This window comes from Pseudomonas sp. SJZ074, assembly GCF_007828215.1.
In the GTDB taxonomy this organism is placed as follows: domain Bacteria; phylum Pseudomonadota; class Gammaproteobacteria; order Pseudomonadales; family Pseudomonadaceae; genus Aquipseudomonas.
The window spans coordinates 29,465-54,693 of sequence record NZ_VIUE01000005.1 but is presented as its reverse complement, the minus strand read 5'-3'; the positions used below and the strand labels follow the sequence as shown (position 1 = coordinate 54,693).

General features: G+C 61.1%; 28 protein-coding genes. 14 read left to right on the top strand and 14 right to left on the bottom strand.

Going from position 1 to position 25,229, the window contains the following annotated elements; genetic code table 11:
- Nucleotides 1-5 precede the first annotated feature (5 nt).
- Complete coding sequence (locus tag FBX99_RS08200; protein ID WP_144922849.1) at nucleotides 6-764, bottom strand: Nif3-like dinuclear metal center hexameric protein; 759 nt, start codon at nucleotides 762-764, stop codon at nucleotides 6-8.
- A gap of 104 nt (nucleotides 765-868) precedes the next feature.
- Here FBX99_RS08200 and algW point away from each other — a divergent pair, with 104 nt between their 5' ends.
- The 3 genes from algW to FBX99_RS08180 all read left to right on the top strand — a co-directional run bounded on the left by algW (nucleotide 869) and on the right by FBX99_RS08180 (nucleotide 5,096).
- Entirely contained in the window at nucleotides 869-2,029 is a 1,161-nt protein-coding gene (gene algW / locus FBX99_RS08195; RefSeq protein WP_024777501.1) for a Do family serine endopeptidase AlgW, read from the top strand.
- A gap of 227 nt (nucleotides 2,030-2,256) precedes the next feature.
- Complete coding sequence (locus FBX99_RS08185; RefSeq protein WP_145131192.1) at nucleotides 2,257-4,362, top strand: TonB-dependent siderophore receptor; 2,106 nt, start codon at nucleotides 2,257-2,259, stop codon at nucleotides 4,360-4,362.
- 14 nt (nucleotides 4,363-4,376) lie between these two features.
- Entirely contained in the window at nucleotides 4,377-5,096 is a 720-nt protein-coding gene (locus FBX99_RS08180; protein ID WP_144922839.1) for a DUF4198 domain-containing protein, read from the top strand.
- A gap of 255 nt (nucleotides 5,097-5,351) precedes the next feature.
- Here FBX99_RS08180 and hisC read toward each other — a convergent pair whose 3' ends face one another.
- The 10 genes from hisC to FBX99_RS08130 all read right to left on the bottom strand — a co-directional run bounded on the left by hisC (nucleotide 5,352) and on the right by FBX99_RS08130 (nucleotide 13,325).
- On the bottom strand, nucleotides 5,352-6,404 hold the full coding sequence (hisC, locus tag FBX99_RS08175) for a histidinol-phosphate transaminase (RefSeq protein WP_145131190.1): 1,053 nt from the start codon (nucleotides 6,402-6,404) through the stop codon (nucleotides 5,352-5,354).
- 1 nt (nucleotide 6,405) lies between these two features.
- Nucleotides 6,406-7,743, bottom strand: coding sequence for a histidinol dehydrogenase (gene hisD, locus FBX99_RS08170; RefSeq protein ID WP_144922833.1), 1,338 nt, complete (start codon nucleotides 7,741-7,743; stop codon nucleotides 6,406-6,408).
- 123 nt (nucleotides 7,744-7,866) lie between these two features.
- Nucleotides 7,867-8,502, bottom strand: a complete 636-nt coding sequence (hisG, locus tag FBX99_RS08165; protein WP_047699553.1) for an ATP phosphoribosyltransferase — start codon at nucleotides 8,500-8,502, stop codon at nucleotides 7,867-7,869.
- A 127-nt stretch (nucleotides 8,503-8,629) separates the two neighbouring features.
- Complete coding sequence (gene murA, locus FBX99_RS08160) at nucleotides 8,630-9,895, bottom strand: UDP-N-acetylglucosamine 1-carboxyvinyltransferase (RefSeq protein WP_144922830.1); 1,266 nt, start codon at nucleotides 9,893-9,895, stop codon at nucleotides 8,630-8,632.
- Nucleotides 9,896-9,917: 22 nt separating this feature from the next.
- Nucleotides 9,918-10,157, bottom strand: coding sequence for a BolA family protein (locus FBX99_RS08155; RefSeq protein ID WP_144922827.1), 240 nt, complete (start codon nucleotides 10,155-10,157; stop codon nucleotides 9,918-9,920).
- A 115-nt stretch (nucleotides 10,158-10,272) separates the two neighbouring features.
- Nucleotides 10,273-10,578: a lipid asymmetry maintenance protein MlaB gene (locus FBX99_RS08150; protein ID WP_144923472.1), complete on the bottom strand. Its 306-nt coding sequence runs from the start codon at nucleotides 10,576-10,578 to the stop codon at nucleotides 10,273-10,275.
- An 8-nt stretch (nucleotides 10,579-10,586) separates the two neighbouring features.
- Nucleotides 10,587-11,240 (bottom strand): phospholipid-binding protein MlaC, encoded by a 654-nt coding sequence (locus tag FBX99_RS08145; RefSeq protein WP_041020862.1) that lies wholly within the window; start codon nucleotides 11,238-11,240, stop codon nucleotides 10,587-10,589.
- A gap of 11 nt (nucleotides 11,241-11,251) precedes the next feature.
- Nucleotides 11,252-11,719 (bottom strand): outer membrane lipid asymmetry maintenance protein MlaD, encoded by a 468-nt coding sequence (mlaD, locus tag FBX99_RS08140; RefSeq protein WP_041020863.1) that lies wholly within the window; start codon nucleotides 11,717-11,719, stop codon nucleotides 11,252-11,254.
- Complete coding sequence (mlaE, locus tag FBX99_RS08135) at nucleotides 11,719-12,516, bottom strand: lipid asymmetry maintenance ABC transporter permease subunit MlaE (protein ID WP_144922824.1); 798 nt, start codon at nucleotides 12,514-12,516, stop codon at nucleotides 11,719-11,721. Before mlaE ends, mlaD begins: the two co-directional genes overlap by 1 nt.
- Nucleotides 12,516-13,325 (bottom strand): ATP-binding cassette domain-containing protein, encoded by an 810-nt coding sequence (locus FBX99_RS08130; protein ID WP_041020865.1) that lies wholly within the window; start codon nucleotides 13,323-13,325, stop codon nucleotides 12,516-12,518. Before FBX99_RS08130 ends, mlaE begins: the two co-directional genes overlap by 1 nt.
- 274 nt (nucleotides 13,326-13,599) lie before the next feature.
- Here FBX99_RS08130 and FBX99_RS08125 point away from each other — a divergent pair, with 274 nt between their 5' ends.
- The 10 genes from FBX99_RS08125 (at nucleotide 13,600) to FBX99_RS08080 (ending at nucleotide 20,672) form a co-directional block, all read left to right on the top strand.
- Nucleotides 13,600-14,574 carry a KpsF/GutQ family sugar-phosphate isomerase gene (locus FBX99_RS08125; protein WP_144922821.1) on the top strand — a complete coding sequence of 325 codons (975 nt, stop codon included), beginning with the start codon at nucleotides 13,600-13,602 and terminating at the stop codon, nucleotides 14,572-14,574.
- Nucleotides 14,575-15,099 (top strand): HAD family hydrolase, encoded by a 525-nt coding sequence (locus FBX99_RS08120; RefSeq protein ID WP_144922818.1) that lies wholly within the window; start codon nucleotides 14,575-14,577, stop codon nucleotides 15,097-15,099.
- A gap of 7 nt (nucleotides 15,100-15,106) precedes the next feature.
- Entirely contained in the window at nucleotides 15,107-15,679 is a 573-nt protein-coding gene (lptC, locus tag FBX99_RS08115; RefSeq protein WP_144922815.1) for an LPS export ABC transporter periplasmic protein LptC, read from the top strand.
- The gene (gene lptA / locus FBX99_RS08110) at nucleotides 15,666-16,211 is read left to right on the top strand and encodes a lipopolysaccharide transport periplasmic protein LptA (RefSeq protein ID WP_145131188.1); all 546 of its coding nucleotides are present in this window, start codon (nucleotides 15,666-15,668) and stop codon (nucleotides 16,209-16,211) included. Before lptC ends, lptA begins: the two co-directional genes overlap by 14 nt.
- A complete protein-coding gene (gene lptB, locus FBX99_RS08105) occupies nucleotides 16,211-16,936 on the top strand; it encodes an LPS export ABC transporter ATP-binding protein (protein WP_144922809.1) in 726 nt (241 codons plus the stop codon). Before lptA ends, lptB begins: the two co-directional genes overlap by 1 nt.
- A 219-nt stretch (nucleotides 16,937-17,155) precedes the next feature.
- Entirely contained in the window at nucleotides 17,156-18,652 is a 1,497-nt protein-coding gene (locus FBX99_RS08100) for an RNA polymerase factor sigma-54 (protein WP_144922806.1), read from the top strand.
- Nucleotides 18,653-18,729: 77 nt separating this feature from the next.
- Nucleotides 18,730-19,038: a ribosome hibernation-promoting factor, HPF/YfiA family gene (hpf, locus tag FBX99_RS08095; RefSeq protein ID WP_003178005.1), complete on the top strand. Its 309-nt coding sequence runs from the start codon at nucleotides 18,730-18,732 to the stop codon at nucleotides 19,036-19,038.
- A 12-nt stretch (nucleotides 19,039-19,050) separates the two neighbouring features.
- The gene (ptsN, locus tag FBX99_RS08090; RefSeq protein WP_144922803.1) at nucleotides 19,051-19,515 is read left to right on the top strand and encodes a PTS IIA-like nitrogen regulatory protein PtsN; all 465 of its coding nucleotides are present in this window, start codon (nucleotides 19,051-19,053) and stop codon (nucleotides 19,513-19,515) included.
- Between the two features lie 2 nt (nucleotides 19,516-19,517).
- Nucleotides 19,518-20,375 (top strand): RNase adapter RapZ, encoded by an 858-nt coding sequence (gene rapZ / locus FBX99_RS08085; RefSeq protein WP_144922800.1) that lies wholly within the window; start codon nucleotides 19,518-19,520, stop codon nucleotides 20,373-20,375.
- A 15-nt stretch (nucleotides 20,376-20,390) separates the two neighbouring features.
- Nucleotides 20,391-20,672, top strand: a complete 282-nt coding sequence (locus FBX99_RS08080; protein WP_145131186.1) for an HPr family phosphocarrier protein — start codon at nucleotides 20,391-20,393, stop codon at nucleotides 20,670-20,672.
- A 118-nt stretch (nucleotides 20,673-20,790) separates the two neighbouring features.
- Here FBX99_RS08080 and pmbA read toward each other — a convergent pair whose 3' ends face one another.
- Nucleotides 20,791-22,137, bottom strand: coding sequence for a metalloprotease PmbA (gene pmbA / locus FBX99_RS08075; RefSeq protein ID WP_144922794.1), 1,347 nt, complete (start codon nucleotides 22,135-22,137; stop codon nucleotides 20,791-20,793).
- Nucleotides 22,138-22,244: 107 nt separating this feature from the next.
- On the opposite strand from pmbA, the gene yjgA reads away from it, so the two are divergent.
- Nucleotides 22,245-22,769 carry a ribosome biogenesis factor YjgA gene (gene yjgA / locus FBX99_RS08070; protein WP_041020876.1) on the top strand — a complete coding sequence of 175 codons (525 nt, stop codon included), beginning with the start codon at nucleotides 22,245-22,247 and terminating at the stop codon, nucleotides 22,767-22,769.
- A 44-nt stretch (nucleotides 22,770-22,813) separates the two neighbouring features.
- Here the strand turns inward: yjgA and tldD are convergent, their stop codons facing one another.
- On the bottom strand, nucleotides 22,814-24,256 hold the full coding sequence (gene tldD, locus FBX99_RS08065) for a metalloprotease TldD (protein ID WP_144922791.1): 1,443 nt from the start codon (nucleotides 24,254-24,256) through the stop codon (nucleotides 22,814-22,816).
- Between the two features lie 5 nt (nucleotides 24,257-24,261).
- The gene (locus FBX99_RS08060; RefSeq protein WP_144922788.1) at nucleotides 24,262-25,125 is read right to left on the bottom strand and encodes a carbon-nitrogen hydrolase family protein; all 864 of its coding nucleotides are present in this window, start codon (nucleotides 25,123-25,125) and stop codon (nucleotides 24,262-24,264) included.
- Nucleotides 25,126-25,229: the final 104 nt, after the last annotated feature.

The following is a 25,229-nucleotide window of genomic DNA, read 5'->3' as shown; positions in this document are numbered from 1 at the left end:
TTGTGTCAGATGGGATTCGGGCAATCGATGAAGATATGCTCCAGGGCAAAGCGTCGCGCCAGATAATCGCCCAACGCCTGCACGCCATAACGTTCGGTCGCATGATGGCCGGCGGCGACGAAGCTGATGCCGTTTTCCCGGGCGCTGTGGAAAGTCTGCTCCGACGCTTCGCCGCTGAGGTACAGGTCGACCCCGGCCGTCACCGCCTGGTCGATGTAACCCTGGCCGCCACCGGTGCACCAGCCGACCCGGCGGACCATCTGCTGTCCTTCGATCAGCAACGGCTCACGACCCATGACTTCCTGGACTCTGCGGGCGAAATCCCGAGGCGTCATCGGTTCGGACAAGGAGCCGACCAGGCCGACGACCTTGGGGTTCTCCGGGTCCAGCGGCCCTTCGACGGTGATCTCCAGTTGACGGGCCAGCTGCACGTTGTTACCGACATCGGGGTGCAGGTCCAGCGGCAGATGGTAGGCCAGCAGGCTGATATCGTGCTTGAGCAGGGTTTTCAGGCGACGCTGCTTCATCCCGGTGATGCACGGGTTCTCACCCTTCCAGAAGTAACCGTGATGCACCAGCACCAGATCGGCATCGGCCTCCACTGCGGCGTCAAGCAACGCCTGGCTGGCGGTCACGCCACTGACGATGCGCATCACCTGGGGCGCGCCTTCGACCTGCAGGCCGTTGGGGCAGTAATCGGCAATCCGGCTGCTCGCCAGGTAACGGTCCGCTTCTTCAACCAGGGTGCTCAGAGCTACGGCCATGAAAAGACTCCTAAATATCCGGTTCCGAGGCGCGCGCGGCCTCGTATAATGCGCGTCATTATGGGCGGTCTCATTCCGCCTGCAACTTTTGTAGGACGTGATAGATGCTCAAGGCGCTGCGTTTTTCCGGCTGGCCGCTGTTGGCCGGCGTGCTGGTCGCACTACTGATTATCCAGCGTTATCCCGAATGGGTTGGTCTGCCGAGCCTCGATGTCAATCTGCAGCAGGCACCGCAGAGCAAGGCGTTGTTGCAGGGGCCGGTGTCCTATGCCGATGCCGTGACCATCGCCGCGCCGGCCGTGGTCAACCTCTACACCACCAAAGTCATCAACAAACCCAGCCACCCCCTGTTTGAAGATCCGCAATTCCGGCGCTTCTTCGGTGACAACTCGCCGAAGCAGAAACGCATGGAATCGAGCCTGGGTTCGGGCGTGATCATGAGCCCGGAAGGCTACCTGCTGACCAACAACCACGTCACCAGTGGCGCCGACCAGATCGTGGTGGCCCTCAAGGATGGCCGCGAGACCCTGGCCCGGGTGATCGGTAGCGACCCGGAAACCGATCTCGCGGTATTGAAGATCGACCTCAAGAATCTGCCGGCCATCACCATCGGCCGTTCCGACAGCATCCGCATCGGTGACGTCGCCCTTGCCATCGGCAACCCCTTCGGCGTCGGCCAGACCGTGACCATGGGCATCATCAGTGCCACCGGGCGCAACCAGTTGGGCTTGAACAACTACGAAGATTTCATCCAGACCGACGCCGCGATCAACCCCGGTAACTCCGGCGGCGCGCTGGTGGATGCCAACGGCAACCTCACCGGAATCAACACGGCGATCTTCTCCAAATCCGGCGGCAGCCAGGGCATCGGTTTCGCCATCCCGGTGAAACTGGCGATGGAAGTGATGAAATCCATCATCGAGCATGGCCAGGTGATTCGTGGCTGGCTGGGTATTGAAGTGCAGCCATTGACCCAGGAGCTGGCGGAGTCCTTCGGTTTGTCCGGCCGGCCTGGCATCGTGGTGGCGGGGATTTTCCGCGATGGTCCGGCCCAGAAGGCCGGCCTGCAACTGGGTGATGTGATCCTGAGTATCGATGGTGAACCGGCCGGCGATGGCCGTCGCTCGATGAACCAGGTGGCGCGGATCAAGCCCACCGACAAAGTCACCATCCAGGTGATGCGCAACGGCAAGGAGCTCAAGCTCACCGCCGAAATCGGCCTGCGCCCACCGCCCGCGCCGGTAGCGGTCAAAGAAGAGCAGTGACCGGCAGGCTCTGAAATACTCTGTGGCGAGGGAGCTTGCTCCCGCTGGGCTGCGCAGCAGCCCTGAAACGGCCATCCTCGATAATCTGACTGATTGCCTTTAATTGTCCCGGGGCTGCTTCGCAGCCCAGCGGGAGCAAGCCCCCTCGCCCCAATAAAACACAGATAGCATAAATTCTCATTAGTAGTGTTATATTGTTTCAATTAAAACAATTGGAACAACATAACATGTCATCTCTAAAGCGGATTTCCCTCGCCAGCCTGGCCTTGGGCCTGCTGGGCGACCCGGCCTTTGCCGAGGAAACCCAGCCTCTGGAACTGGACGCCATCAGCGTCACCTCCGATTACGAATCCCCCACCGGGCCGGTGAAAGGTTATCGCGCCACCCGCTCCGCCAGCGCCACCAAAACCGACACGGCCCTGCGGGACATCCCCCAGTCGGTCAGCGTAATTCCGGCTGACGTCCTCACGGACCTGGGCACCACCAGCGTCGAACGAGCACTGGAGTTTGCCGGCGGCGTATCGAAACAGAACAACTTCGGCGGCCTGACACTTTACGAATACAGCGTGCGCGGCTTCACGACGTCAGAGTTCTACAAGGACGGTTTCAGCGCCAACCGTGGCTACCCGAGCACGCCGGACGCCGCCAACATCGAACGCATCGAGGTATTGAAGGGGCCGGCGGCCAGCCTCTATGGGCGAGGCGACCCAGGGGGCACGGTCAATATCGTCACCAAGAAACCCCAGCCCGAAGCCTTCACCACCCTACAGACCAGCGCCGGCAGTTGGGACCGCTACCGCACCGCGCTGGACGTCAATACGCCACTGGACGCCGAAGGCACGCTGCTGTCGAGGGTGAACCTGGCGGTGGAGGACAATCACAGCTTTCGCGATCACGTCGACAGCCAGCGGGTATTCGTGGCGCCTTCCATCAGTTGGCAACTGAGCCCCGACACACGCCTGTTGGTGGAGAGTGAAATCGTGCGCCACAGCTCGACGTTCGATCGGGGCATCGTCGCGCCAGGTAATCGCTGGGGCGGCATGTCCCGCTCGACCTTCCTGGGCGAACCCAACGACGGTGACATCGACAACCACAACAACATGCTCCAGGCCGCCCTCGAACACCAGCTCAACGACACTTGGCAACTGCGCCTGGCCAGTCATTACAAACAAGGCGAACTCTGGGGCTTCGCCTCCGAAGCACGTCCGCTGAATGCCGATGGCCACACCGTCAACCGCCGTTACCGCGAACGCGACAACGATTGGCACGACAGCATCACCCAGTTGGAACTGCGTGGCCTGTTCGATTCGGGACCATGGCAGCACGAACTGCTGATCGGCAGCGAATACGAGGATTACCGCAAGAACGAGCGCGTCACCACCATCAACGGCGGCAACTACCCCATCGACATCTATCAGCCCATTTACGGCCAGCCCAAACCCAACGGGCTGCGCACCGGCTCGGATTTTTTCGAGCGTGTCCAAAGCCGTGCGTTGAATCTTCAGGATCAGATCATCTTCACCGACAAACTGCGAGGCATGCTCGGCGTGCGCTACGAGCATTTCGAGCAAAGCATCGATGATCACACCACCCAGCTCACCAGCCACCAACGCCACGATGCCCTGACGCAACGGGCCGGCCTGCTGTACCAATTGACGCCTGAAGTCGGACTGTTCGCCAACGCCTCCACCTCGTTCAAGCCCAACAACGGCCTGGATGCGAGCGGCAAGACCTTCGACCCGGAGGAAGGCGTCGGCTATGAAGCCGGGATCAAGAGCGAGCTGTTCGACGATCGCTTGAGCACCACTCTGGCGGCGTTCCATATCGAAAAGGAAAACGTCCTGGCGCTGGATCCCGGCACCAACACCAGTCGCGCCATGGGCAAGGCCCGTAGTCAGGGGGTCGACCTGCAGGTCAGCGGACAACTGACCGACGCCGTCCGCGTGATCGGCGCCTTCGCCTACATCAATGCCGAAGTGACCCAGGGGGACAAGACTATTCCAACGGGTAGCCGCATCCTCGGCGTGGCCAAGCGCAGCGGCAGTCTGCTGGGCGTCTATGAATTTCAGGATGGACGCCTGCGCGGCTCGGACGTCGGCGCGGCGTTCACTTACGTGGGGGATCGTTCGGGCGAAGCCGGCAAGGACTTCGAGCTACCGGCTTATCACACCGTGGATCTGCTGGCTCATTACAAGGCCAGCGACAACGTCACCGTGGGCCTGAACCTGAACAACGTCTTCGACGAAAAATACTACGAGCGCTCCTACAGCAACTACTGGGTCACCCCCGGCAACCCGCGCAACTTCACCGTCAGTCTCACCCTCGATCTATAAAAAAGGAAGTCGGCATGAAATACCCCAAGACACTCGCCCTGCTCGGCCTGTTCCTGGCGACACAAGCCTCGGCCCACGGTTTGTGGACCGAACAACGGCGCGGCAACATTGAAGTGATTTACGGCCACGGCGCCGAGGACAACGCGTTCAAGGCACAGAAAATCAGCGGCGCCTGGGCTTATGACCTGGGCGGCAAGATGATTCCCGTCACGGTGCAACGCCTGCCCGACCACGCGCGCCTGCAACCGCTCAAACCTCCGGCCGTGCTCGCAGTGGCACTGGACAACGGCATGTGGTCGCAGACCGCCGACAAGAAGTGGATCAACGAAGGCCGCAGCAAGGTGCCCGGCGCGATCGAGTCGACCCACACGTTCAAATACAGCCTGGCCATCTATGAGCCAGGAGCGAAGCTGCCGAAGCTGGAGCCGCTCAAGTTCGTGATCCTGCCAGACGTCGACCCACTGACCGTAGGTCCCGGCCAGTCACTGCCGGTACGAGTCCTGCTGGATGGCAAGCCCGCGGCCGGTGTAAAACTGGTGGGCGATTACCGCAGCGCGCCGAACACCGTATCCACTGAAACCGACGCGGACGGCCGGGCCCAGGTGCTGGTGCGCAATGAAGGCTTGAACGTCATCGCCGCGCAGATGGAAATCCCGCTCAAGGACGACAAGGACGTGGCGACCCGTGGTGTATTTACTTCGCTGACATTCCTGGGCGAGCCGCATCACGAATGAGGCCCTGATACATAACCTGAGGGAGCGAGCCTGCTCGCGATAGCGGTGGGTCAGCAACATAGACTTGAGCTGAAAGTACGCCATCGCGAGCAGGCTCGCTCCCACAGGGGATTTGCAGCGCACTCAAATCCTTTGAACACCCGAAAACACTGTGGGAGCGGGCTTGCTCGCGAAAGCGGTGGGTCAGCAACTTAGGGGTTGGCTGACACTCCGTCTTCGCGAGCAAGCCCGCTCCCACATGGCCGGCTTGAGCCTTTAGAGCTCGCCGAGGGCCTCGATCAGCGCCTGGTTCTGCTCCGGCGTGCCAATGCTGATCCGCAGAAACTGGGCAATCCGCTCCTGCTTGAAGTGCCGCACGATCACGCCCTGCTCCCGTAGCTTCGCCGCCAACCCCGCCGCATCATGCCCGGGGTGACGGGTAAAGATGAAGTTGGCCGCCGAAGGCAACACTTCAAAACCCTTGGTCTCCAGTTGCGCCACCACCCACTCGCGGTGCTCGATGACCAGCCGGCAGGTTCGCTGGAAATACTCGCGATCATCGAACGCCGCCGCGCCGCCCACGTTTGCCAGGCGATCCAGCGGGTAGGAGTTGAAGCTGTTCTTGATCCGCTCCAGCGCTTCGATCAGATCCGGATGGCCCACCGCCAAGCCCACTCGCAACCCCGCCAGCGAACGGGACTTGGACAAGGTCTGGGTGACCAGCAGGTTGGGATAACGGTCCACCAGGCTGATGGCCGTCTCACCACCGAAGTCGATGTAGGCTTCATCGACCACCACCACCGAATCCGGGCTGGCCTTGAGCATCCGCTCCACTGCGTCGAGCGCCAGCAGGCAACCGGTCGGGGCGTTCGGGTTGGGGAAAATGATCCCGCCGTTCGGCTTGGCATAGTCCGCCGGATCGATCCGGAACTGTGCGTCGAGGGGCACGGCGTCGAACTGGATGCCATACAAGCCGCAATACACCGGATAGAAGCTGTAGCTGATGTCCGGGAACAGGATCGGCTGGTCGTGTTGCAGCAGGCCATGGAAAATGTGCGCCAGCACTTCATCCGAACCATTACCGAGGAACACCTGGTTGGCTTGCACACCGTAATAGCGGGCCACAGCGCCTTTGAGCAAGTCACTGTTGGGATCCGGGTACAGGCGCAGGTTGTCGTTCAGCTCGGTCTGCATCGCCGCAAGAGCCTTGGGCGATGGGCCGTAGGGATTCTCGTTGGTGTTGAGCTTGACCAGGCGGGTCAGCTTCGGTTGTTCGCCCGGCACATAGGACACCAGGTTCTTGACGAACGGGCTCCAGAATTTACTCATTTCAATTTCCCTGCCCATCAATGGAGGACTCATCAAGAATTCGATACTCGGCACTGCGGGCGTGGGCGCTCAGCGATTCGCCACGGGCCAGTACCGAAGCCGTCTTGCCCAGTTCGGAGGCGCCCTGCTCGGAGCAGAAGATGATCGACGAACGTTTCTGGAAGTCGTACACCCCCAGCGGCGACGAGAAACGCGCGGTGCCGGAAGTCGGCAATACGTGGTTGGGACCGGCACAGTAATCGCCCAGGGCCTCGCTGGTGTGGCGGCCCATGAAGATCGCACCGGCATGACGGATCTGCGGCAGCCAGGCCTGCGGATCGGCGACCGACAGCTCCAGGTGCTCCGGCGCGATGCGGTTGGCGACCTCGATCGCCTGCTCCATGTCATCGACCTTGATCAGCGCGCCACGGCCATTGATCGAGGTGTTGATGATCTCGGCGCGCTCCATGGTCGGCAGCAGCTTGTCGATGCTGGCGGCGACCTTGTCCAGGAACTCGGCATCCGGGCTGACCAGGATCGCCTGGGCGTCTTCGTCGTGCTCGGCCTGGGAAAACAGGTCCATGGCGATCCAGTCCGGGTCGGTCTGGCCGTCGCACACCACGAGGATTTCCGAAGGGCCGGCGATCATGTCGATACCGACCTGGCCGAACACGTGACGCTTGGCGGTGGCGACATAGATGTTACCCGGCCCGACCACCTTGTCGACCCTCGGCACGCTTTCGGTGCCGTACGCCAATGCCGCCACGGCCTGGGCGCCACCGATGGTGAACACCCGGTCCACGCCGGCGATGCAGGCAGCGGCCAGCACCAGTTCGTTGATTTCACCCCGCGGCGTCGGCACGACCATGACCACTTCAGCAACGCCGGCAACCTTGGCCGGAATCGCATTCATCAGCACAGAAGAGGGATAGGACGCCTTGCCGCCCGGCACGTACAAGCCGGCGCGGTCCAGCGGCGTCACCTTCTGGCCCAGCACCGTACCGTCGGCTTCGGTGTAGCTCCAGGAGTCCTGTTTCTGTCTTTCGTGATAGCTGCGCACCCGGGATGCAGCTTTTTCCAGGGCCTCACGCTGGGGCACAGTGATCCGGGTCAGGGCCAGCTCCAGGCGCTCGCGCGGCAGGATCAGGTCGGCCATGGACGCCACTTGCAGGCCATCGAACTTCTGGGTGAACTCCACCAGGGCGGCATCGCCACGCTCGCGCACGGCCTTGATGATATCCAGCACCCGCTGATTGACCGAGTCGTCAGACACACTTTCCCAGCTCAACAGATGATCCAGATGATGCGCGAAATCCGGATCGGCAGCGTTGAGTCGGCGAATCGAAGTGGGAGCGGTCATAGCGAGGGCCTCATTAATGGCAAATGCTCAGGCGCCCTAAGCTACCAGTCCATTCGCGTGGGCACCTGAGAAAATTGGCTATGACACGGATAGACGGGCGCGACTCGAGGTCGCGCAGGTAAATCAGCCGCGGTGTCGCGATTCCACTGCCTTGCGCAGGGTATCGATCAGAGCCTGGATACGAGCATGCTGCATTTTCATCGATGCCTTGTTGACGATCAGCCGGGAGGTGATGTCCGCGATGAAATCCTGGGGTTCCAGGCCGTTGGCCCGCAGGGTATTGCCGGTGTCGACGACGTCGATGATCTTGTCCGCCAAGCCGATCAGCGGCGCCAGCTCCATCGAACCGTACAACTTGATGATATCGACCTGACGACCCTGCTCGGCATAGTAACGCTTGGCAACGTTGACGAACTTGGTCGCCACCCGCAGACGCCCCTTGGGCTCCGGCGCACCGACCTTGCCGGCAGTCATCAGCTTGCACCGGGCGATCCGAAGGTCCAGGGGCTCATACAAGCCCTGGCCGCCGTATTCCATCAGCACATCCTTACCGGCAACGCCAAGGTCGGCGGCGCCATGCTCAACGTAAGTCGGCACATCAGTGGCACGCACGATCAGCAGGCGCACATCGGCCTGGGTCGTGGGGATGATCAGCTTACGGCTCTTGTCCGGATTCTCGGTCGGCACGATGCCCGCTTCAGCCAGAAGCGGCAGGGTGTCGTCAAGGATGCGGCCCTTGGACAGTGCGATGGTCAACATGGGAAACGTCAGTCCTTATCAAGGTACTCATGCCCGGACGCAAGCGGCGCCGGACACACATCGAAGGTGGACCACCTTCGATTTGAAACGAAATCCAGGCACATCCTTGTGCCCCATGCAGCCGGAACTAGCCCGGAACGCGGCGGATCTTGGCGCCGAGCATCTGCAGTTTTTCTTCGATGCATTCGTAGCCACGGTCGATGTGGTAGATGCGGTCGATCAGGGTATCGCCTTCGGCAATCAGGGCCGAAATCACCAGGCTGGCCGAGGCCCGCAGGTCAGTGGCCATTACTGGCGCGCCCTTGAGCTTCTCGGCGCCGGTGACGATGGCGGTGTTTCCTTCGACCTGGATCTTGGCGCCCATGCGGTGCAGTTCGTAGACGTGCATGAAGCGGTTTTCGAAGATCGTCTCAATGACCGCGCCGGTGCCTTCGGCGATGGCGTTGAGAGAAATGAACTGCGCTTGCATGTCCGTCGGGAACGCCGGATATGGCGCGGTCCGCACGTTCACGGCCTTGGGCCGCTTGCCGTGCATGTTCACTTCGATCCAGTCTTCGCCGCAGGTGACTTCGGCGCCGGCTTCCTTGAGTTTCTCCAGGACGGCTTCAAGGATGGTCGGATCAGTGTCCTTGACCTTGACGCGACCGCCGGTGACGGCGGCGGCGACCAGGTAGGTACCGGTTTCGATCCGATCCGGCATCACCTTGTAGGTGGCCGAATGCAGGCGCTCGACGCCATCGATGGTGATGGTGTCGGTACCGGCACCACTGATCTTGGCACCCATGGCGATCAGGAAGTTCGCCAGGTCCACCACTTCAGGCTCGCGAGCAGCGTTTTGCAACACGCTACGGCCCTTGGCCAGTGCAGCGGCCATCATGATGTTCTCGGTGCCGGTCACGCTGACGGTGTCGAAGAAGAAATGCGCGCCGCGCAGGCCGCCTTCAGGCGCCTTGGCCTTGATGTAGCCGCCTTCGACGTCGATGACCGCGCCCATGGCTTCCAGGCCACGGATGTGCAGGTCCACCGGGCGCGAGCCAATGGCGCAACCGCCAGGCAACGCGACTTCGGCTTCACCGAAACGGGCAACCATCGGCCCCAGCACCAGGATCGATGCCCGCATGGTTTTCACCAGCTCGTATGGGGCAACCAGGGTCTTGATGGTACGCGGGTCGATCTCGACGGCGAGTTTCTCGTCGATCACAGGCTCGATGCCCATGCGACCGAACAGCTCGATCATCGTGGTGATGTCGTGCAGGTGCGGCAGGTTGGCCACGGTCACCGGTCCATCGCACAGCAGGGTCGCGGCCAGGATCGGCAGGGCGGAGTTCTTTGCCCCGGAAATACGGATTTCGCCATCAAGACGAACGCCGCCGGTAATAATCAGTTTATCCATAAGAATCTCGAGGCCCTTGGGCTCAGGTGCGCTCGGCCCAGGCCGCGCTGCTGAAAAATTTCATCGTGACCGCGTGGATGCTGCCATCGGCAATCCATGGGTTCAAATGGGCATAGATGCTCTGCTGACGCTTCACTGGGCTCAACGCCGCCAGTTCATCGCTGATCACGTTCAGCTGGAAGTTGCAGCCTTCGCCCTCAACTTCCACCTTCGTACCAGGCAGCTTTCCTTCAAGGAAGCTCTTCACTTCTACAGCCTGCATGCTCAACCTCAATCGGCGCCCTGTGCGCGCGGGTCGCACATCATACAAAAAAGCCCCGCGCCTGCGAACCCCGCGAAGCAGGACTCTGACGGGGGGACTTTTCCAACGATGTGGGTCAGGAGTGCGCCAACAGCTCGGTCAGTTCACTGACCTGGGCTATTTCGCGCATGTCTTCGGGCATCCCACGGATGCTCCACGTTTTGCCGGCCGCCTTGGCGTCCCGCATGAAGCACAACAGCAGCGACAAGCCGACACTGCTGGATTTCTGCACCGCCGAGCAGTCAATGACCACCTCGGCGGCACTGACGGACTTGATCAGCGCCTGGCCCTGCTGGCGCAGGTCCGGACCGGTGCGATAGTCCAGCACGCCACTGAGCAACAACTCACCGGCTTCGCCCAGACGAACGGCCGACTCACCCACCGACTCGATCATTGCTCCTGCTTCTCCTTGGCTTGCTCGGTCACTTCCTTGGCCTTGGCGACTTCGCCGGCCCAACCATCGATGGTCTTGTCCAGGTCATTGCCATTGCGTTGCATCGCATCGGCGAACTGGTCGCGGAACAACTTGCCGATGTTGATGCCGTTGATGATCACGTTGCGCACCTTCCACTCGCCGTTCAGCTGTTCGAGCGTGTAGGAAACCGGGTAGATAGCACCGTTGTTGCCCTTGACCTGCATGTCGACGCTGGTGCGGGTACCACTTTCGTCCTTCGCCGGCCCAACAGTGATGCCCTGGTTGTTGTATTCGAGCAAGGCGTTGCCATAGAACTGCATCAGGCTGCGCTTGAAGTTTTCCTGGAAGCGGGTCATCTGCGCAGGGGTTGCCTTACGCGAGTACTTGACCGTCATGATGCTGCGGGAGATGCCATCGGCGTCCACCACCGGACCGACAATGCCGTTCAGCGCGTCATAGAACGCGCCCGGATCCTGCTTGTATTTCTCCTTGTTGGCAGCAAGGTCTGCCAACAACCGGGTCGTGGTGTCCTGGATGATGTCGTGGGCGGAAGGCGCCGCCAGGGCATTGGTCATCAGCGGCAGGGCTGCCAGCAGGACCAACAGGCTGCGTCGCAAGATAGAGATCATCGAAAGGCTCCTCATTTGGCGTCTTTGCTAACGGTATTGAGCAGGAATTTCCCGATCAGGTCCTCGAGCACCAGCGACGACTGCGTGTCATGGATGGTCCCACCGTCCTTGAGCAGGGTTTCTTCCCCGCCTACGCTGATACCGATGTATTTCTCACCCAGCAGGCCCGCCGTAAGGATAGATGCAGTGGAATCGGTCGGCAGGTTATCCACGCGCTTTTCCAGCTGCAGCGTCACCCGTCCGGTGAAACTGTCGCGATCCAGATCGATTGCCGTGACCTTGCCGATGGTGACACCGGCCATGGTCACCTTGGCTCTGACCGTCAAACCGGCGATATTGTCAAAATAAGCATAAAGTTTATAAGTATCGGTATTCGCGGTCGGCGCCAGGCCGCTGACGCGCAGGGCCAGCAGCAACAAAGCCAGGATGCCGGCCAGCAGGAAAAGGCCGACACCGATTTCCAGGGTGCGGTTTTGCATCAGAAATCTCCAAACATCAAGGCGGTCAGAATAAAGTCAAGGCCCAGAACCGCCAACGAGGCGTACACCACGGTCTTGGTTGTGGCACGGCTGATCCCCTCAGACGTGGGCTCGCAGTCATAGCCTTGAAACACGGCGATCCAGGTCACCACGAACGCGAATACGGCGCTCTTGATGACGCCGTTGAGCACATCGTCGAGAAAGTCGACGCTGTTTTGCATGTTGGACCAGTACGAACCTTCATAGACGCCCAGCCAGTCGACGGCCACCCATGAACCACCCCAGATCCCGACGACGCTGAAGATAATCGCCAGCACCGGCAGGGAAATGAAGCCGGCCCACAGGCGCGGGGCAATAATGTACTTGAGCGGGTCTACGCCGATCATTTCCAGGCTGGACAACTGCTCGGTGGACTTCATGTTACCGATTTCGGCCGTCAGCGCCGAACCGGCACGCCCGGCGAACAGTAACGCGGTCACCACCGGGCCGAGTTCACGCAACAGCGTCAGGGAGACCATCTGCCCGACCGCCTGCTCCGAACCGTAGCTGGACAGGATGTTGAACCCCTGCAACGCCAGCACCATGCCGATGAAGATCCCGGACACCACGATGATCACCAGGGACATCACCCCCACCGAATGCAGTTGCTTGACCAGCAGGCCAAAACCGCCACCCGTGGAGTTGCGCCCCAGCAACGCATGGGCCAGGAACAGTGTGGAACGGCCCAGTACCGCCAGCACGTCGATGCCGGAACGGCCGAACAGGCGAATTCTTTCTATCAATGATTTCTTGCGCATCAGCGCTTCCCCAACAGATCGGTACGGTAATCCGTGGCTGGAAAATGGAACGCCACCGGACCGTCCGGATCACCCTTCATGAATTGGCGAATGCGCGGGTTGTCCGAAGCCTTCAATTCCTGGGGCGTACCCTGCCCCAATACCTGGCCATCGCCGACCACATAGATGTAGTCCGCGATGCTGGCGGTTTCGGCCAGGTCGTGGGACACCACGATGCTAGTGATGCCCAGCGCATCGTTGAGCAGGCGTATCAGGCGCACCAACACGCCCATGGCGATCGGGTCCTGCCCGACGAAGGGCTCGTCGTACATGAGGATTTTCGGATCGAGGGCAATCGCCCGCGCCAGTGCGACCCGGCGCTTCATGCCGCCGGACAGCTCGTCCGGCATCAGATCGAGGGCGCCACGCAGCCCGACCGCCTGCAATTTGAGCAGGACAATGTCACGGATCATCTCTTCCGGCAGGTCGGTATGGACCCGCAGCGGGAACGCCACGTTCTCGAACACGTCGAGATCGGTGAACAGCGCGCCACTCTGGAACAGCACGCCCATGTGTTTGCGCGCATCGAACAGGTCGCTGCGCGACAGCTTGGGAAGATTCTGGCCATTGACCCAGACTTCACCGGCACTGGGGCGCAACTGCGCGCCCATCAGGCGCAGCAGCGTGGTCTTGCCGCACCCGGAAGGCCCCATGATGCCGGTCACCTTGCCGCGCGGAATGCGAATATCGATGTCATTGAAAATGCTGCGCGTCCCTCGCTTGAAGGACAGCCCCTTCAGCTCGACCGCGTAGGCGTTGTCGGCACTCATCTAAACTCCTTGCGATGCAGCCTCACATCCGAATGCCCTGGCCAGCCGATAAACGTCGCGACCGCCGGGCATCCGGACCGGCGGCGAACTATATCACTGCAACGGCCACGCGCCCAAGGGCCACCCCTGCCCGGTTAAGCCTGGCTTAAGGTAAATGAGTACATTTTATTCAAACCCGGCGAGGTGTTTGCACGAAGCATGACGAACTAGCGTGAGGGAATTGTTCATTGCCGTTATAATCGCCGCCTTTTCATCGGGCTATACGATTTCTGACATGAGCCAATCCAGCGATCTGATCCAATCGGCACAACGTACCATCCGCCTAGAGCTCGAAGCCGTGCAAGGCTTGCTGCCCCGCATCGACGCTGATTTCGTACGCGCCTGCGAGATGATTCTGACCAGCAAAGGCCGAGTCGTCGTGGTTGGCATGGGCAAGTCCGGGCACGTCGGCAACAAGATCGCCGCAACCCTGGCCAGCACGGGCACCACGGCATTCTTCGTCCACCCGGCCGAAGCCAGCCACGGTGACATGGGCATGATCACCCGGGATGACATCATCCTGGCGCTGTCCAACTCCGGCTCCACCAATGAAATCATTACGCTGCTGCCGCTGATCAAGCGTCTGGGCATCCGGCTGATCAGCCTCACCGGGAACCCGGATTCGCCGCTGGCCAAGGCCGCCGAAGTGAACCTCAACGTTCATGTAGAACACGAAGCCTGCCCGCTGAACCTGGCACCGACCTCGTCCACCACTGCGGCCCTGGTCATGGGCGATGCACTGGCCGTGGCTCTGCTGGAAGCCAGGGGGTTCACCGCGGAAGATTTTGCCTTCTCCCACCCCGGTGGAGCCCTGGGTCGCCGCCTGCTGCTGAAGGTCGAAAACGTGATGCACGCTGGTGAAGAGCTGCCCCAGGTACAACGCGGCACGCTGCTCAAGGACGCGCTCATGGAAATGACCCGCAAAGGCCTGGGCATGACAGTGATCCTCGAGGCCGACGGCAAGCTCGCCGGGATCTTCACCGACGGCGACCTGCGTCGCACCCTGGACCGCACCATCGATGTACACAGCGCCACCATCGACCAGGTCATGACACCCCACGGCAAGACGGCCCGCGCAGAAATGCTCGCCGCCGAAGCCCTGAAAATCATGGAAGACCACAAGATCAGCGCCCTGGTGGTGGTCGACGCCGAAGACCGCCCGGTGGGTGCCCTGAACATGCACGACTTGCTGCGTGCGGGAGTCATGTAAATGAACACAGACCTGCTGCAACGCGGTAAGGACATCAAGCTGGCCGTGTTCGACGTGGACGGCGTGCTGACCGACGGACGCCTGTATTTCCTCGAGGACGGCAGCGAGTTCAAGACCTTCAATACCCTCGACGGCCAAGGCATCAAGATGCTGATGGCCGCCGGTGTGCAGACGGCTATCATCAGCGGCCGCAAGACCCCGGTGGTCGAGCGGCGCGCGAAGAACCTCGGCATTCCCCACCTTTATCAGGGGCGCGAGGATAAACTGGTGGTTCTGGACGAGCTCCTGGGCCAACTCAACCTGAGCTATGAACAGGTCGCCTACCTGGGTGACGATCTGCCAGACCTGCCGGTGATTCGCCGGGTTGGCCTGGGCATGGCAGTGGCCAATGCGGCCGGTTTCGTTCGCGAACACGCCCATGGCGTCACTACCGCACGGGGCGGCGAAGGCGCGGCCCGTGAATTCTGCGAACTGATCCTGCGCGCCCAGGGCCGCCTCGAAGCGGCCAACGCCGCGTACCTGTGAGCCATCTATGCTGAGCAAGAAGATTCGCACCATCCTGCTGTTCGCGTGCATCGCGGCGATTTTCGCGGCGGTGGGCTACTGGAACATCAGCCCCGAACGCTTTCTCGATCGCCCCGCCGTCCAGGTCGAGGCGAACGATATCGACTGGTATGCGACCAACACGCATACACTGCAATACTTGCCTGATGGCAAGGTGCAGTACGAAATGACGTCAGACAAGGTCGATCACGTCAAGGCCACCGACATTACCCTGGTCGCCAATCCGGACCTGAACATGTTCCGTGGCACGGCGTTCCCCTGGCACGTGCAGAGCAAGCGCGCCGAAGTCAATTCCGGCGGTACCGAAGTGGAACTGATCGACTCGGTGCGCGTCGCGCGAACCGACGAGAAGAATCGCACGACCATCATCACCAGCACTCGCATGACCGTGTTCCCGCAACAACAATATGCGCAGACCGAGCAACCCGTTAGAATCGACGGCGCCGGTGGTGTATCGACCGGCACAGGAATGAAAGCGTATCTGAAGGAAAGCAGGATACACCTGCTATCGAACGTAAGAGGACAGTATGAAGCTCGCTAAAACCCTCCCTATTTTGCTCAGTCTGGGCGCAGCACTGGGAAGCGCGAGCGCCTGGTCTCTTCCCAATGACCGCGACCAGCCTATCCGTATCCAGGCCGACGACGCCCAATTGGACGACAAGAACGGTATCGCCACCTACAAGGGCGACGTGATCATCACCCAGGGCTCGATGAAGGTCACCGGCAATACCGTGACCATCACCCGCACCCAGTCCGGCGATATCGACGTGGTGACCTCGGTGGGCAACCTGGCTTATTTCGAGCAGCTGCAAACGGCCGGCGACACCAAGCCCGTGCAGGGCTACGGGGTGACCATCCAATACCACGCCTCCCAGGATCGCGTGGTCCTGATCGACCGTGCCAAGGTCGTCGACAAGGACAACAACGTCACCCAGGGCGAGAAAATCGTCTACGACACCAACAAGAAACTCGCCAGCGCCGGCCGCGCCACCGGCAGCAAGGTGACCGAGCAGCGTCCGCGGATCGATATGGTGATCCAGCCGAAAAAGAAAACCGAGCAAAAGGCCCAGTAATGGCAACTCTGAAAGCTCAGCACCTGGCCAAGAGCTACAAGGGCCGTCAGGTCGTGCGTGATGTCAGCCTGTCCATCGACAGCGGCCAGATCGTCGGCCTCCTCGGCCCCAACGGCGCGGGCAAGACCACCTGTTTCTACATGATCGTCGGCCTGGTCCAGGCCGATCAGGGCCGCGTCCTGATCGATGAGCTGGACGTCAGCCACCAGCCGATGCATGGCCGGGCAAAGGCCGGCATCGGCTACCTTCCACAGGAAGCGTCGATCTTTCGCAAACTGTCGGTCGCCGACAACATCATGGCGATCCTCGAAACCCGCAAGGAACTCGACAAGGCCGGTCGTCGCCAGGAACTGGAAAGCCTGTTGCAGGAATTTCACATCAGCCACATCCGCGACAACCTGGGCATGAGCTTGTCCGGCGGCGAACGGCGCCGGGTGGAAATTGCCCGCGCCCTGGCCACTGCACCGAAATTCATCCTGCTCGACGAACCATTCGCCGGCGTGGACCCGATTTCGGTGGGCGACATCAAACAGATCATCCACCATCTCAAGGCCAAGGGGATCGGCGTGCTGATCACCGACCACAACGTACGCGAGACGCTGGACATCTGCGAAACCGCCTATATCGTCAATGACGGTCAATTGATCGCTGAAGGTGACTCCGCCACCATCCTGGCCAACGAACTGGTCAAGGAAGTGTATCTGGGCCATGAGTTCCGCCTGTAAGCGCGAAGTGCCTGGCAAGCTGTACCGGCGCCGTCGATTCAACCCGGCAGCGCCTCGGGACGCTCTCAGTGAATCCCCTATCATCGGGAAACTAATTGAGAGCTACCCCTAGGCAAACACCTCGGTTTCAGGCATATAATTTGCTTAAGGTTTGGCGCTTCGGCGCCCTTGTAGTGGATGGCGCATGTGCGCCGGCGAATAAGGTGTTAAGCCCCTGCCATGAAACCATCGCTAGTCTTGAGAATGGGCCAGCAGCTGACGATGACACCGCAGCTGCAACAGGCCATCCGCCTGCTCCAATTGTCGACCCTGGACCTTCAACAGGAAATCCAGGAGGCCCTAGAATCCAATCCGATGCTCGAACGCCAGGAAGAAGGCGACGACTTCGACAACACCGATCCACTGGCCGACAACGTCGAGCAGAAACCCAATACCGAGATTCAGGAAACCTCCTACCAGGAAGAAGCCGCCCCGACGGTGGATAACCTCGAGGATGGCGAATGGAACGAACGCATCCCCAACGACCTGCCCGTGGACACGGCCTGGGAAGACGTCTACCAGACCAGTGCCAGCAGCCTGCCGAGCAGCGACGATGACGAGTGGGACTTCACCACGCGTACCTCTGCCGGTGAAAGCCTGCAAAGCCACCTCCTGTGGCAACTGAACCTGGCACCGATGTCCGATACCGATCGCCTGATCGCCGTGACACTCATCGACTGCATCAACAACCAGGGCTACCTGGACGAAACCCTCGAGGAAATCCTCGAAGCCTTCGATCCGGAGCTGGACATCGAGCTGGACGAGATCGAAGCCGTCCTGCACCGTATCCAACAGTTCGAGCCGGCCGGCATCGGCGCCCGCAACCTGGGTGAGTGCCTGCTGCTGCAACTGCGCCAGCTGCCAGCCAAGACACCGTGGCTGGCCGAAGCCAAGCGACTGGTCACCGACTATATCGACCTGCTCGGCGGCCGCGACTATAGCCAGCTGATGCGCCGTATGAAGCTCAAGGAAGATGAACTGCGCCAGGTGATCGAACTGGTCCAGAGCCTCAACCCGCGCCCTGGCTCACAGATCGAGGCCACCGAACCCGAGTACGTGGTTCCGGACGTGATCGTGCGCAAGCACAACGATCGCTGGCTGGTGGAACTGAACCAGGAATCGGTCCCCAAGCTACGGGTCAACGCCCAATATGCGGGCTTTGTAAGACGCGCCGACACCAGCGCCGACAACACCTTCATGCGCAACCAGTTGCAGGAAGCGCGCTGGTTCATCAAGAGCCTGCAGAGTCGCAACGAAACCCTGATGAAGGTCGCCACCCAGATCGTCGAGCATCAACGGGGCTTCCTGGACTATGGCGACGAAGCGATGAAACCGTTGGTCCTGCATGACATTGCCGAGGCGGTGGGCATGCACGAGTCGACAATCTCCCGGGTGACCACGCAGAAATTCATGCATACCCCACGGGGTATCTACGAATTGAAATATTTTTTCTCCAGCCACGTCAGCACCTCCGAAGGCGGCGAATGCTCTTCCACGGCCATCCGCGCGATCATCAAGAAACTGGTGGCCGCGGAAAATCAGAAAAAGCCGTTGAGTGACAGCAAGATCGCTGGTTTACTGGAGGCACAAGGCATTCAGGTGGCCCGCCGTACCGTCGCCAAGTATCGTGAATCCCTCGGGATCGCGCCTTCGAGTGAACGCAAGCGGTTGATGTAACAAGGCCACGCCACAGCGTTCCAGTGGCAGGCATTTCTGCCTGCCGCTTTATGCACTGGCAACGAAGGAGAAGCTGTATGCAAGTCAACATCAGTGGACACCAACTGGAAGTGACCGAACCCCTGCGTACCTACATCGGCGAAAAACTCGACCGATTGGAAAGGCATTTCGACAAGATCACCAACGTGCAGGTCACGATGAACGTCGAGAAGCTGCTGCAGAAAATCGAAGCCACGTTGCATATTCCCGGCGGAGAGGTGGTTGCCAATGCGGAGCACACAGACATGTATGCCGCGATTGACCTGCTGACCGACAAGCTGGATCGCCAACTCAAAAAGCATAAGGAAAAGACCCAGAGCCTCCTCCAGGGCGCTACCGGTCGTTAACCCCCCCAATCCATGATCCGACTAGAAACCATCCTGACCCCCAGCCGTTCCAAGGTGAACGTGCTGGGAGGCAGTAAAAAGAAAGCCCTCGAACAAATCGCCGACCTGATCCACCTTGACGTCGAAGGTCTGGAAATGCAGGACGTCTTCGAGGCCCTGATTGCCCGTGAAAAACTCGGTTCCACCGGTTTTGGCAACGGCATCGCCATTCCCCACTGCCGCCTCAAGGGTTGTACCGCCCCGATCAGTGCACTGGTGCACCTTGAAGCCGCCATTGATTTCGACGCCATCGACGGCGAACCGGTCGACCTGCTGTTCGTACTGCTGGTTCCGGAAGCCGCGACCGATGCGCATCTTGAGCTGCTGCGCCAGATCGCCAGCATGCTGGACCGCAAGGAAGTGCGCGAAAGACTGCGCAGCGCAAAGAGCAACGAAGACTTGTATCAGGTAGTCCTGGACGAGCAGAACGGTCATTAATCATGCGCCTGATCATCGTCAGCGGTCGCTCCGGCTCCGGTAAAAGCACGGCACTCAATGTGCTTGAGGACAGCGGCTACTATTGCATCGACAACCTGCCGGCGGGCCTGCTGCCGGAGTTGGCCGAACGGGCGCTGATTCACACCGAGCTGGCGCAACCGCTGGTGGCGGTTTCCATCGATGCACGCAACCTGCCGAGCCACCTGTCACGCTTTCCCGAACTGCTCGAGGAAGTGCGCAACCGGCATATCCAATGCGATGTGCTGTACCTGGATGCCGATGATGAAACGCTGCTCAAGCGTTTCTCCGAGACCCGACGGCGCCACCCGCTGAGCAATGCCAACCGCTCCCTGGCCGAAGCTATCGAAGACGAAAGCCAGTTGCTCGGGCCGATCGCTGACCTGGCAGACCTGAAGGTCAACACCACGAACCTGAATCTGTATCAGCTGCGCGACACCATCAAGTTGCGTCTGTTGAACCAGCCGGAGCCAGGCACGGCGTTCCTGGTGGAGTCGTTCGGCTTCAAGCGTGGCATGCCGGTAGACGCCGACCTGGTGTTCGATGTGCGTTGCCTGCCCAACCCTTATTGGAAACCGGAGCTGCGCGAGCAATCCGGGCTCGACCAGCCGGTGATCGACTACCTGGCTGCCCAACCAGATGTCGAGGAAATGTTCCAGGACATCTCCGGCTACCTGCTCAAATGGCTGCCCCGGTTTGCCGCCAGCAACCGCGCCTATGTCACGATTGCCATCGGCTGTACCGGTGGTCATCATCGCTCCGTCTACCTGACCGAGCGCCTGGGCCAACTCCTCCAACAATCCCTGAAGAACGTCCAGGTTCGCCACCGCGACCTCAGCTAAAGGATCCACATCGCGATGCCTGCTCGGGAAATTGAAATCATCAACAAGTTGGGCTTGCACGCCCGGGCTTCAGCCAAATTCGTCGGGGTTGCGGGCCAGTTCAAGGACACTACCATCCGCGTCGGTCGCACACCTGACCCTAACACCATGATCGACGGTAAAAGCATCATGGCGATGATGATGCTGGCTGCCGGCAAAGGCACCACGATCCACCTGGTAACGGAAGGGGACAAAGCGCAGGAAGCAATGGATGCGCTGGAGGCGTTGATCAAGAATTATTTTGATGAGGGCGAGTAAGCCCTCGGCCAAGTCGACTTGAGACTGGCTTTTGTGGCAAGGGGATACCCCCTGGGTTCTACGTACGCAAAAAAGGCGCGTCATTCAGAAATGACGCGCCTTTTTCATGCCCTTGGCCTCAGCTACCCGCCACCATCATCCGCTCGATCAACACCGAACCGGTGCGGATGTTGCTGCGCAGCTCCAGGTCATTCCCCACAGCCACGATCTGCTTGAACATATCGCGCATGTTGCCAGCAATGGTCACTTCCTGGACCGGGAACTGGATCTCGCCGTTTTCGACCCAGAAGCCGGCCGCGCCACGGGAATAGTCGCCGGTGACCATGTTCAGGCCGTGGCCCATCAGTTCCGTCACCAGCAGGCCCCGGCCCATCCGCCGCAGCAAGGCCACCTGGTCCTCTTCGCCATGGGTCACGAACAGGTTGTGCACGCCACCGGCATTGGCGGTGCTCGGCATGCCGAGTTTGCGGCCCGAATAGGTGCCGAGGATGTAGGACACCAGCTCCCCCCTCTCCACGAACGGCTTGGCATACGTGGCCAGGCCATCACCGTCGAAAGCCGAACTGCCCATGGCCTGCATCAAGTGCGGGCGTTCGTCGATGGTCATCCACTCCGGGAACAGTTTCTGACCCAGGGCGCCTTCGAGGAACGAGGACTTGCGATACAGGTTGCCGCCGGACACCGCCGACAGGAAGCTGCCGAACAAACCACCGGCCAGCTCGGCGGCAAACAGCACCGGCACTTCACAGGTCGGCACCGGTCGCGCGCCCAGCCGACTGGCCGCACGTTGCGCGGCTTTGCGACCAATCACCAGCGGATCCGCCAGCAGACTGCCCTGGCGGTTCACGTCGTACCAGTAATCACGCTGCATCTGGCCATTGGCCTCGGCAATCATCACGCAACTGAGGCTGTGACGGGTCGAGGCATAGCCGCCGATGAAGCCCTGGCTGTTACCGTACACCCGGCAACCCTGATGGGTATTGAGCGTCGTGCCGTCGGCATTCTTGATCCGCGGATCGGTATCGAATGCTGCCGCTTCACAACGCAACGCCTGCTCGATGGCCTGCTCGGGAGTGATATCCCAGGCGTGGAACAGATCGAAATCCCGCGTCTCCTTACACATCAGGGCGGCATCGGCCAAGCCCGAAGCTTCGTCTTCGGAGGTGTGCTGGGCAATCGCCAGTGCCGCGGCGACGGTTTCGCGAATCGCGTCCGGGCCGCTGGCCGATGTGCTGGCCGAGCCCTTGCGTTGGCCGACGTACAAGGTGATGCCGAACCCCTGGTCGCGATTGAACTCGACGGTTTCCACCTCACGCTGGCGTACCGACGTCGACAGACCCTGCTCCAGGGACACCGCCACCTCACAGGCACTGGCGCCCTGCCGTTTGGCTTCGGCAAGGATCTGCTCGACCTGCTCTTGCAGTGCCGGCAATGCTTGCGGGCCGACGCTCTGAACTGCACTCATGGCTTTCTCCACTCAAATTCTGCTTTCGGTAAGGCCTTCGAGCGACCGGGCCGGACAAGCGGCCCCCGACTGGTTATCATGGCGGCGTTTCTTTGCGGACTGCCCCCATGGTTGATTCTTACGACGACTCCCTCTACGAGGGTGAAAAAAGCAAATCCCAGGTCAAACGCGAGCTGCATGCTCTGGTTGACCTCGGCGAGCGCCTGACAACACTCAAGCCTGACTTGCTGGCCAAATTGCCCTTGACCGACGCCTTGCGCCGGGCTCTGGCCGATGCGCCCAAGCACACCGCGAACATCGCGCGTAAACGGCACCTGCAGTTCATCGGCAAACTGATGCGTGATCAGGACACTGACGCCATCCTGGTCCTGCTCGATCAACTCGACGCCTCCACCCGGCAGTACAACGAACGCTTCCATAACCTGGAACGCTGGCGCGATCGCTTGATCGCAGGCGACGACGGCACCCTGGAAAAATTCGTCGTCGACTACCCCGAGGCCGATCGCCAGCAGCTGCGCTCGCTGATCCGTCAGGCTCAGCACGAAGTCGCGCAGAACAAGCCACCGGCTTCGAGCCGTAAAATCTTCAAGTACATCCGTGAGCTGGACGAGACTCAACGCGGCCTGCGCTGAGTGATGTCCGCGGGTGGAGGCTCGTACTCCACCCGCTGTTCCTGTCATGCGCCCGTGCCACCCACGGTAATCGCATCGATCTTCAGGGTCGGCTGACCGACACCCACCGGCACCGACTGCCCGTCCTTGCCGCACGTCCCTACACCGCTGTCCAGGGCCAGGTCGTTGCCGACCATCGACACCTTGCTCATGGCCTCCGGTCCGTTACCGATCAGCGTGGCGCCCTTGACCGGCGCGGTGATCTTGCCGTCCTCGATCAGGTAGGCCTCGCTGGTGGAGAACACGAATTTGCCGCTGGTGATGTCCACCTGACCGCCGCCGAGGTTGGCGCAGTAGATGCCTTTTTTCACCGAAGCGATAATTTCCGCCGGATCGCTTTGACCGCCCAGCATGTAGGTGTTGGTCATGCGCGGCATCGGCAGGTGCGCATAAGACTCACGGCGGCCGTTGCCGGTACGGGCCACGCCCATCAGCCGGGCGTTGAGCTTGTCCTGCATGTAGCCCTTGAGCACCCCGTTCTCGATCAGCGTGGTGCACTCGGTCGGGGTGCCCTCGTCGTCGACGCTCAGCGAGCCGCGCCGCCCGGCCAAGGTGCCATCGTCGACAATGGTGCAGAGTTTCGAAGCGACCATTTCGCCCATGCGCCCGCTGTAGGCTGAACTGCCCTTGCGGTTGAAATCGCCCTCCAGGCCATGCCCCACCGCTTCGTGCAGCAGCACGCCGGACCAACCGGACCCCAGCACCACCGGCAACGTGCCAGCCGGCGCAGGAATGGCCTCCAGGTTGACCAGCGCCTGGCGCAGGGCCTCCCGGGCATAACCCATGGCGCGGTCTTCGCTGAGGAAATAGCGGTAGTCGGTACGCCCGCCTCCGCCGTGACCACCGCGCTCGCGGCGACCGTTCTGCTCGACGATCACGCTGACGTTGAAGCGCACCAGCGGCCGAACATCCGCCGCCAGGCCGCCGTCGGTGGAAGCCACCAGGATGCGTTCCCAGACACCGGCCATGCTCACGGATACCTGTTGGATGCGTGGATCGAGGGCCCGCGTGGCGACGTCGATGCGCTTGAGCAGTTCGACCTTCTCGGCCCGGCTCATGACTTCCAGCGGATTATCCGGCGCATACAACTGCGCGACATCCTGCCTGCTGAAGGCCTGCACCGTGCCGTTCTGCCCGGCCCGGGAAATCGAACGCGCCGCACGGACCGCAGCCCCTAGGGCTTCGAGGGTAATGGCATTGCTGTAGGCAAAGCCGGTTTTCTCGCCGGACTGGGCACGCACGCCCACGCCCTGGTCAAGGTTGAAACTGCCTTCCTTGACGATGCCGTCTTCCAGGGACCAGGATTCGGAAATCTGACCCTGGAAATACAGGTCGGCCGCGTCGATACCCGGACCGGCCAGGTCGCCCAGCACGCCTTGCAGGCTTTCGAGGGTCACGCCGCCGGGGGCTAGAAGGTGTTCACTGACTGAGGACAACAACCCGCTCATATGTTTTACGCCTTGAATTCGTCGTCTTGGACAGGTCGCTGTCGAGCGCCCTGCGAGAAAAAGCGCCGATGGCTGGCCACCGGCATGCGCGCCCGGATGGACGCCTGTTCGCTGCTGTCGCGCTCGGCCAGCAGCACGCCTTCGCCTTGATCCTGTTGCGCCAGCACTCGCCCCCACGGGTCGACAATGGCCGCATGACCAAAGGTCTCCCGAGGCCCCGGATGCACGCCCCCTTGGGCGGCCGCCAGCACATAACACTGGGTTTCGATGGCCCGGGCGCGAATCAGCACCTCCCAATGAGCCGCACCGGTGACGGCGGTGAACGCCGAGGGCGCCGTGATCAACTCGGCGCCGGCAGCCCGCAGCTCGCTGTACAGCTCCGGAAAACGCAAGTCATAGCAGACCGTCAGGCCGACCTTGCCCACCGGCGTATCGGCAACTACCACGTTACCGCCATAAGCATAGTCATCAGACTCGCGGTAGCGCCCACGATTGTCGGCCACATCCACGTCGAACAGGTGCAGCTTGTCGTACCGCGCCACGATCTGGCCCTGATCGTCCACCAGCAGCGAGCAGGCATGGGCCTTGGCCTCGGGCCGGTCCACCGGCGGCAGGGGCAACGTGCCGGCCACAATCCATAACCTGAGGTCACGGGCAGTCTGTTTCAACCAGGGCAGGATCGGTCCCTGACCGATGGCTTCGGCACGACCGATGTCGGCCACGTCCCGCCGTCCCATCGCCGCGAAGTTTTCCGGCAACACCGCCAGCCGAGCACCGCCAGCGGCGGCCTGCTCCAACAGCACACGGGCCCGGGCCAGGTTGGCGAGTACATCGCTTTGGCTGACCATTTGGATTACTGCGACTGGCATGGTGCTTCCTCATCTGTTGCATCGCTCACCTTGTGGGAGCAGGCTTACTCGCGAAAGCGGTGCATCTCTCAGAACAATGTTGAATGTGCCGACGCATTCGCGAG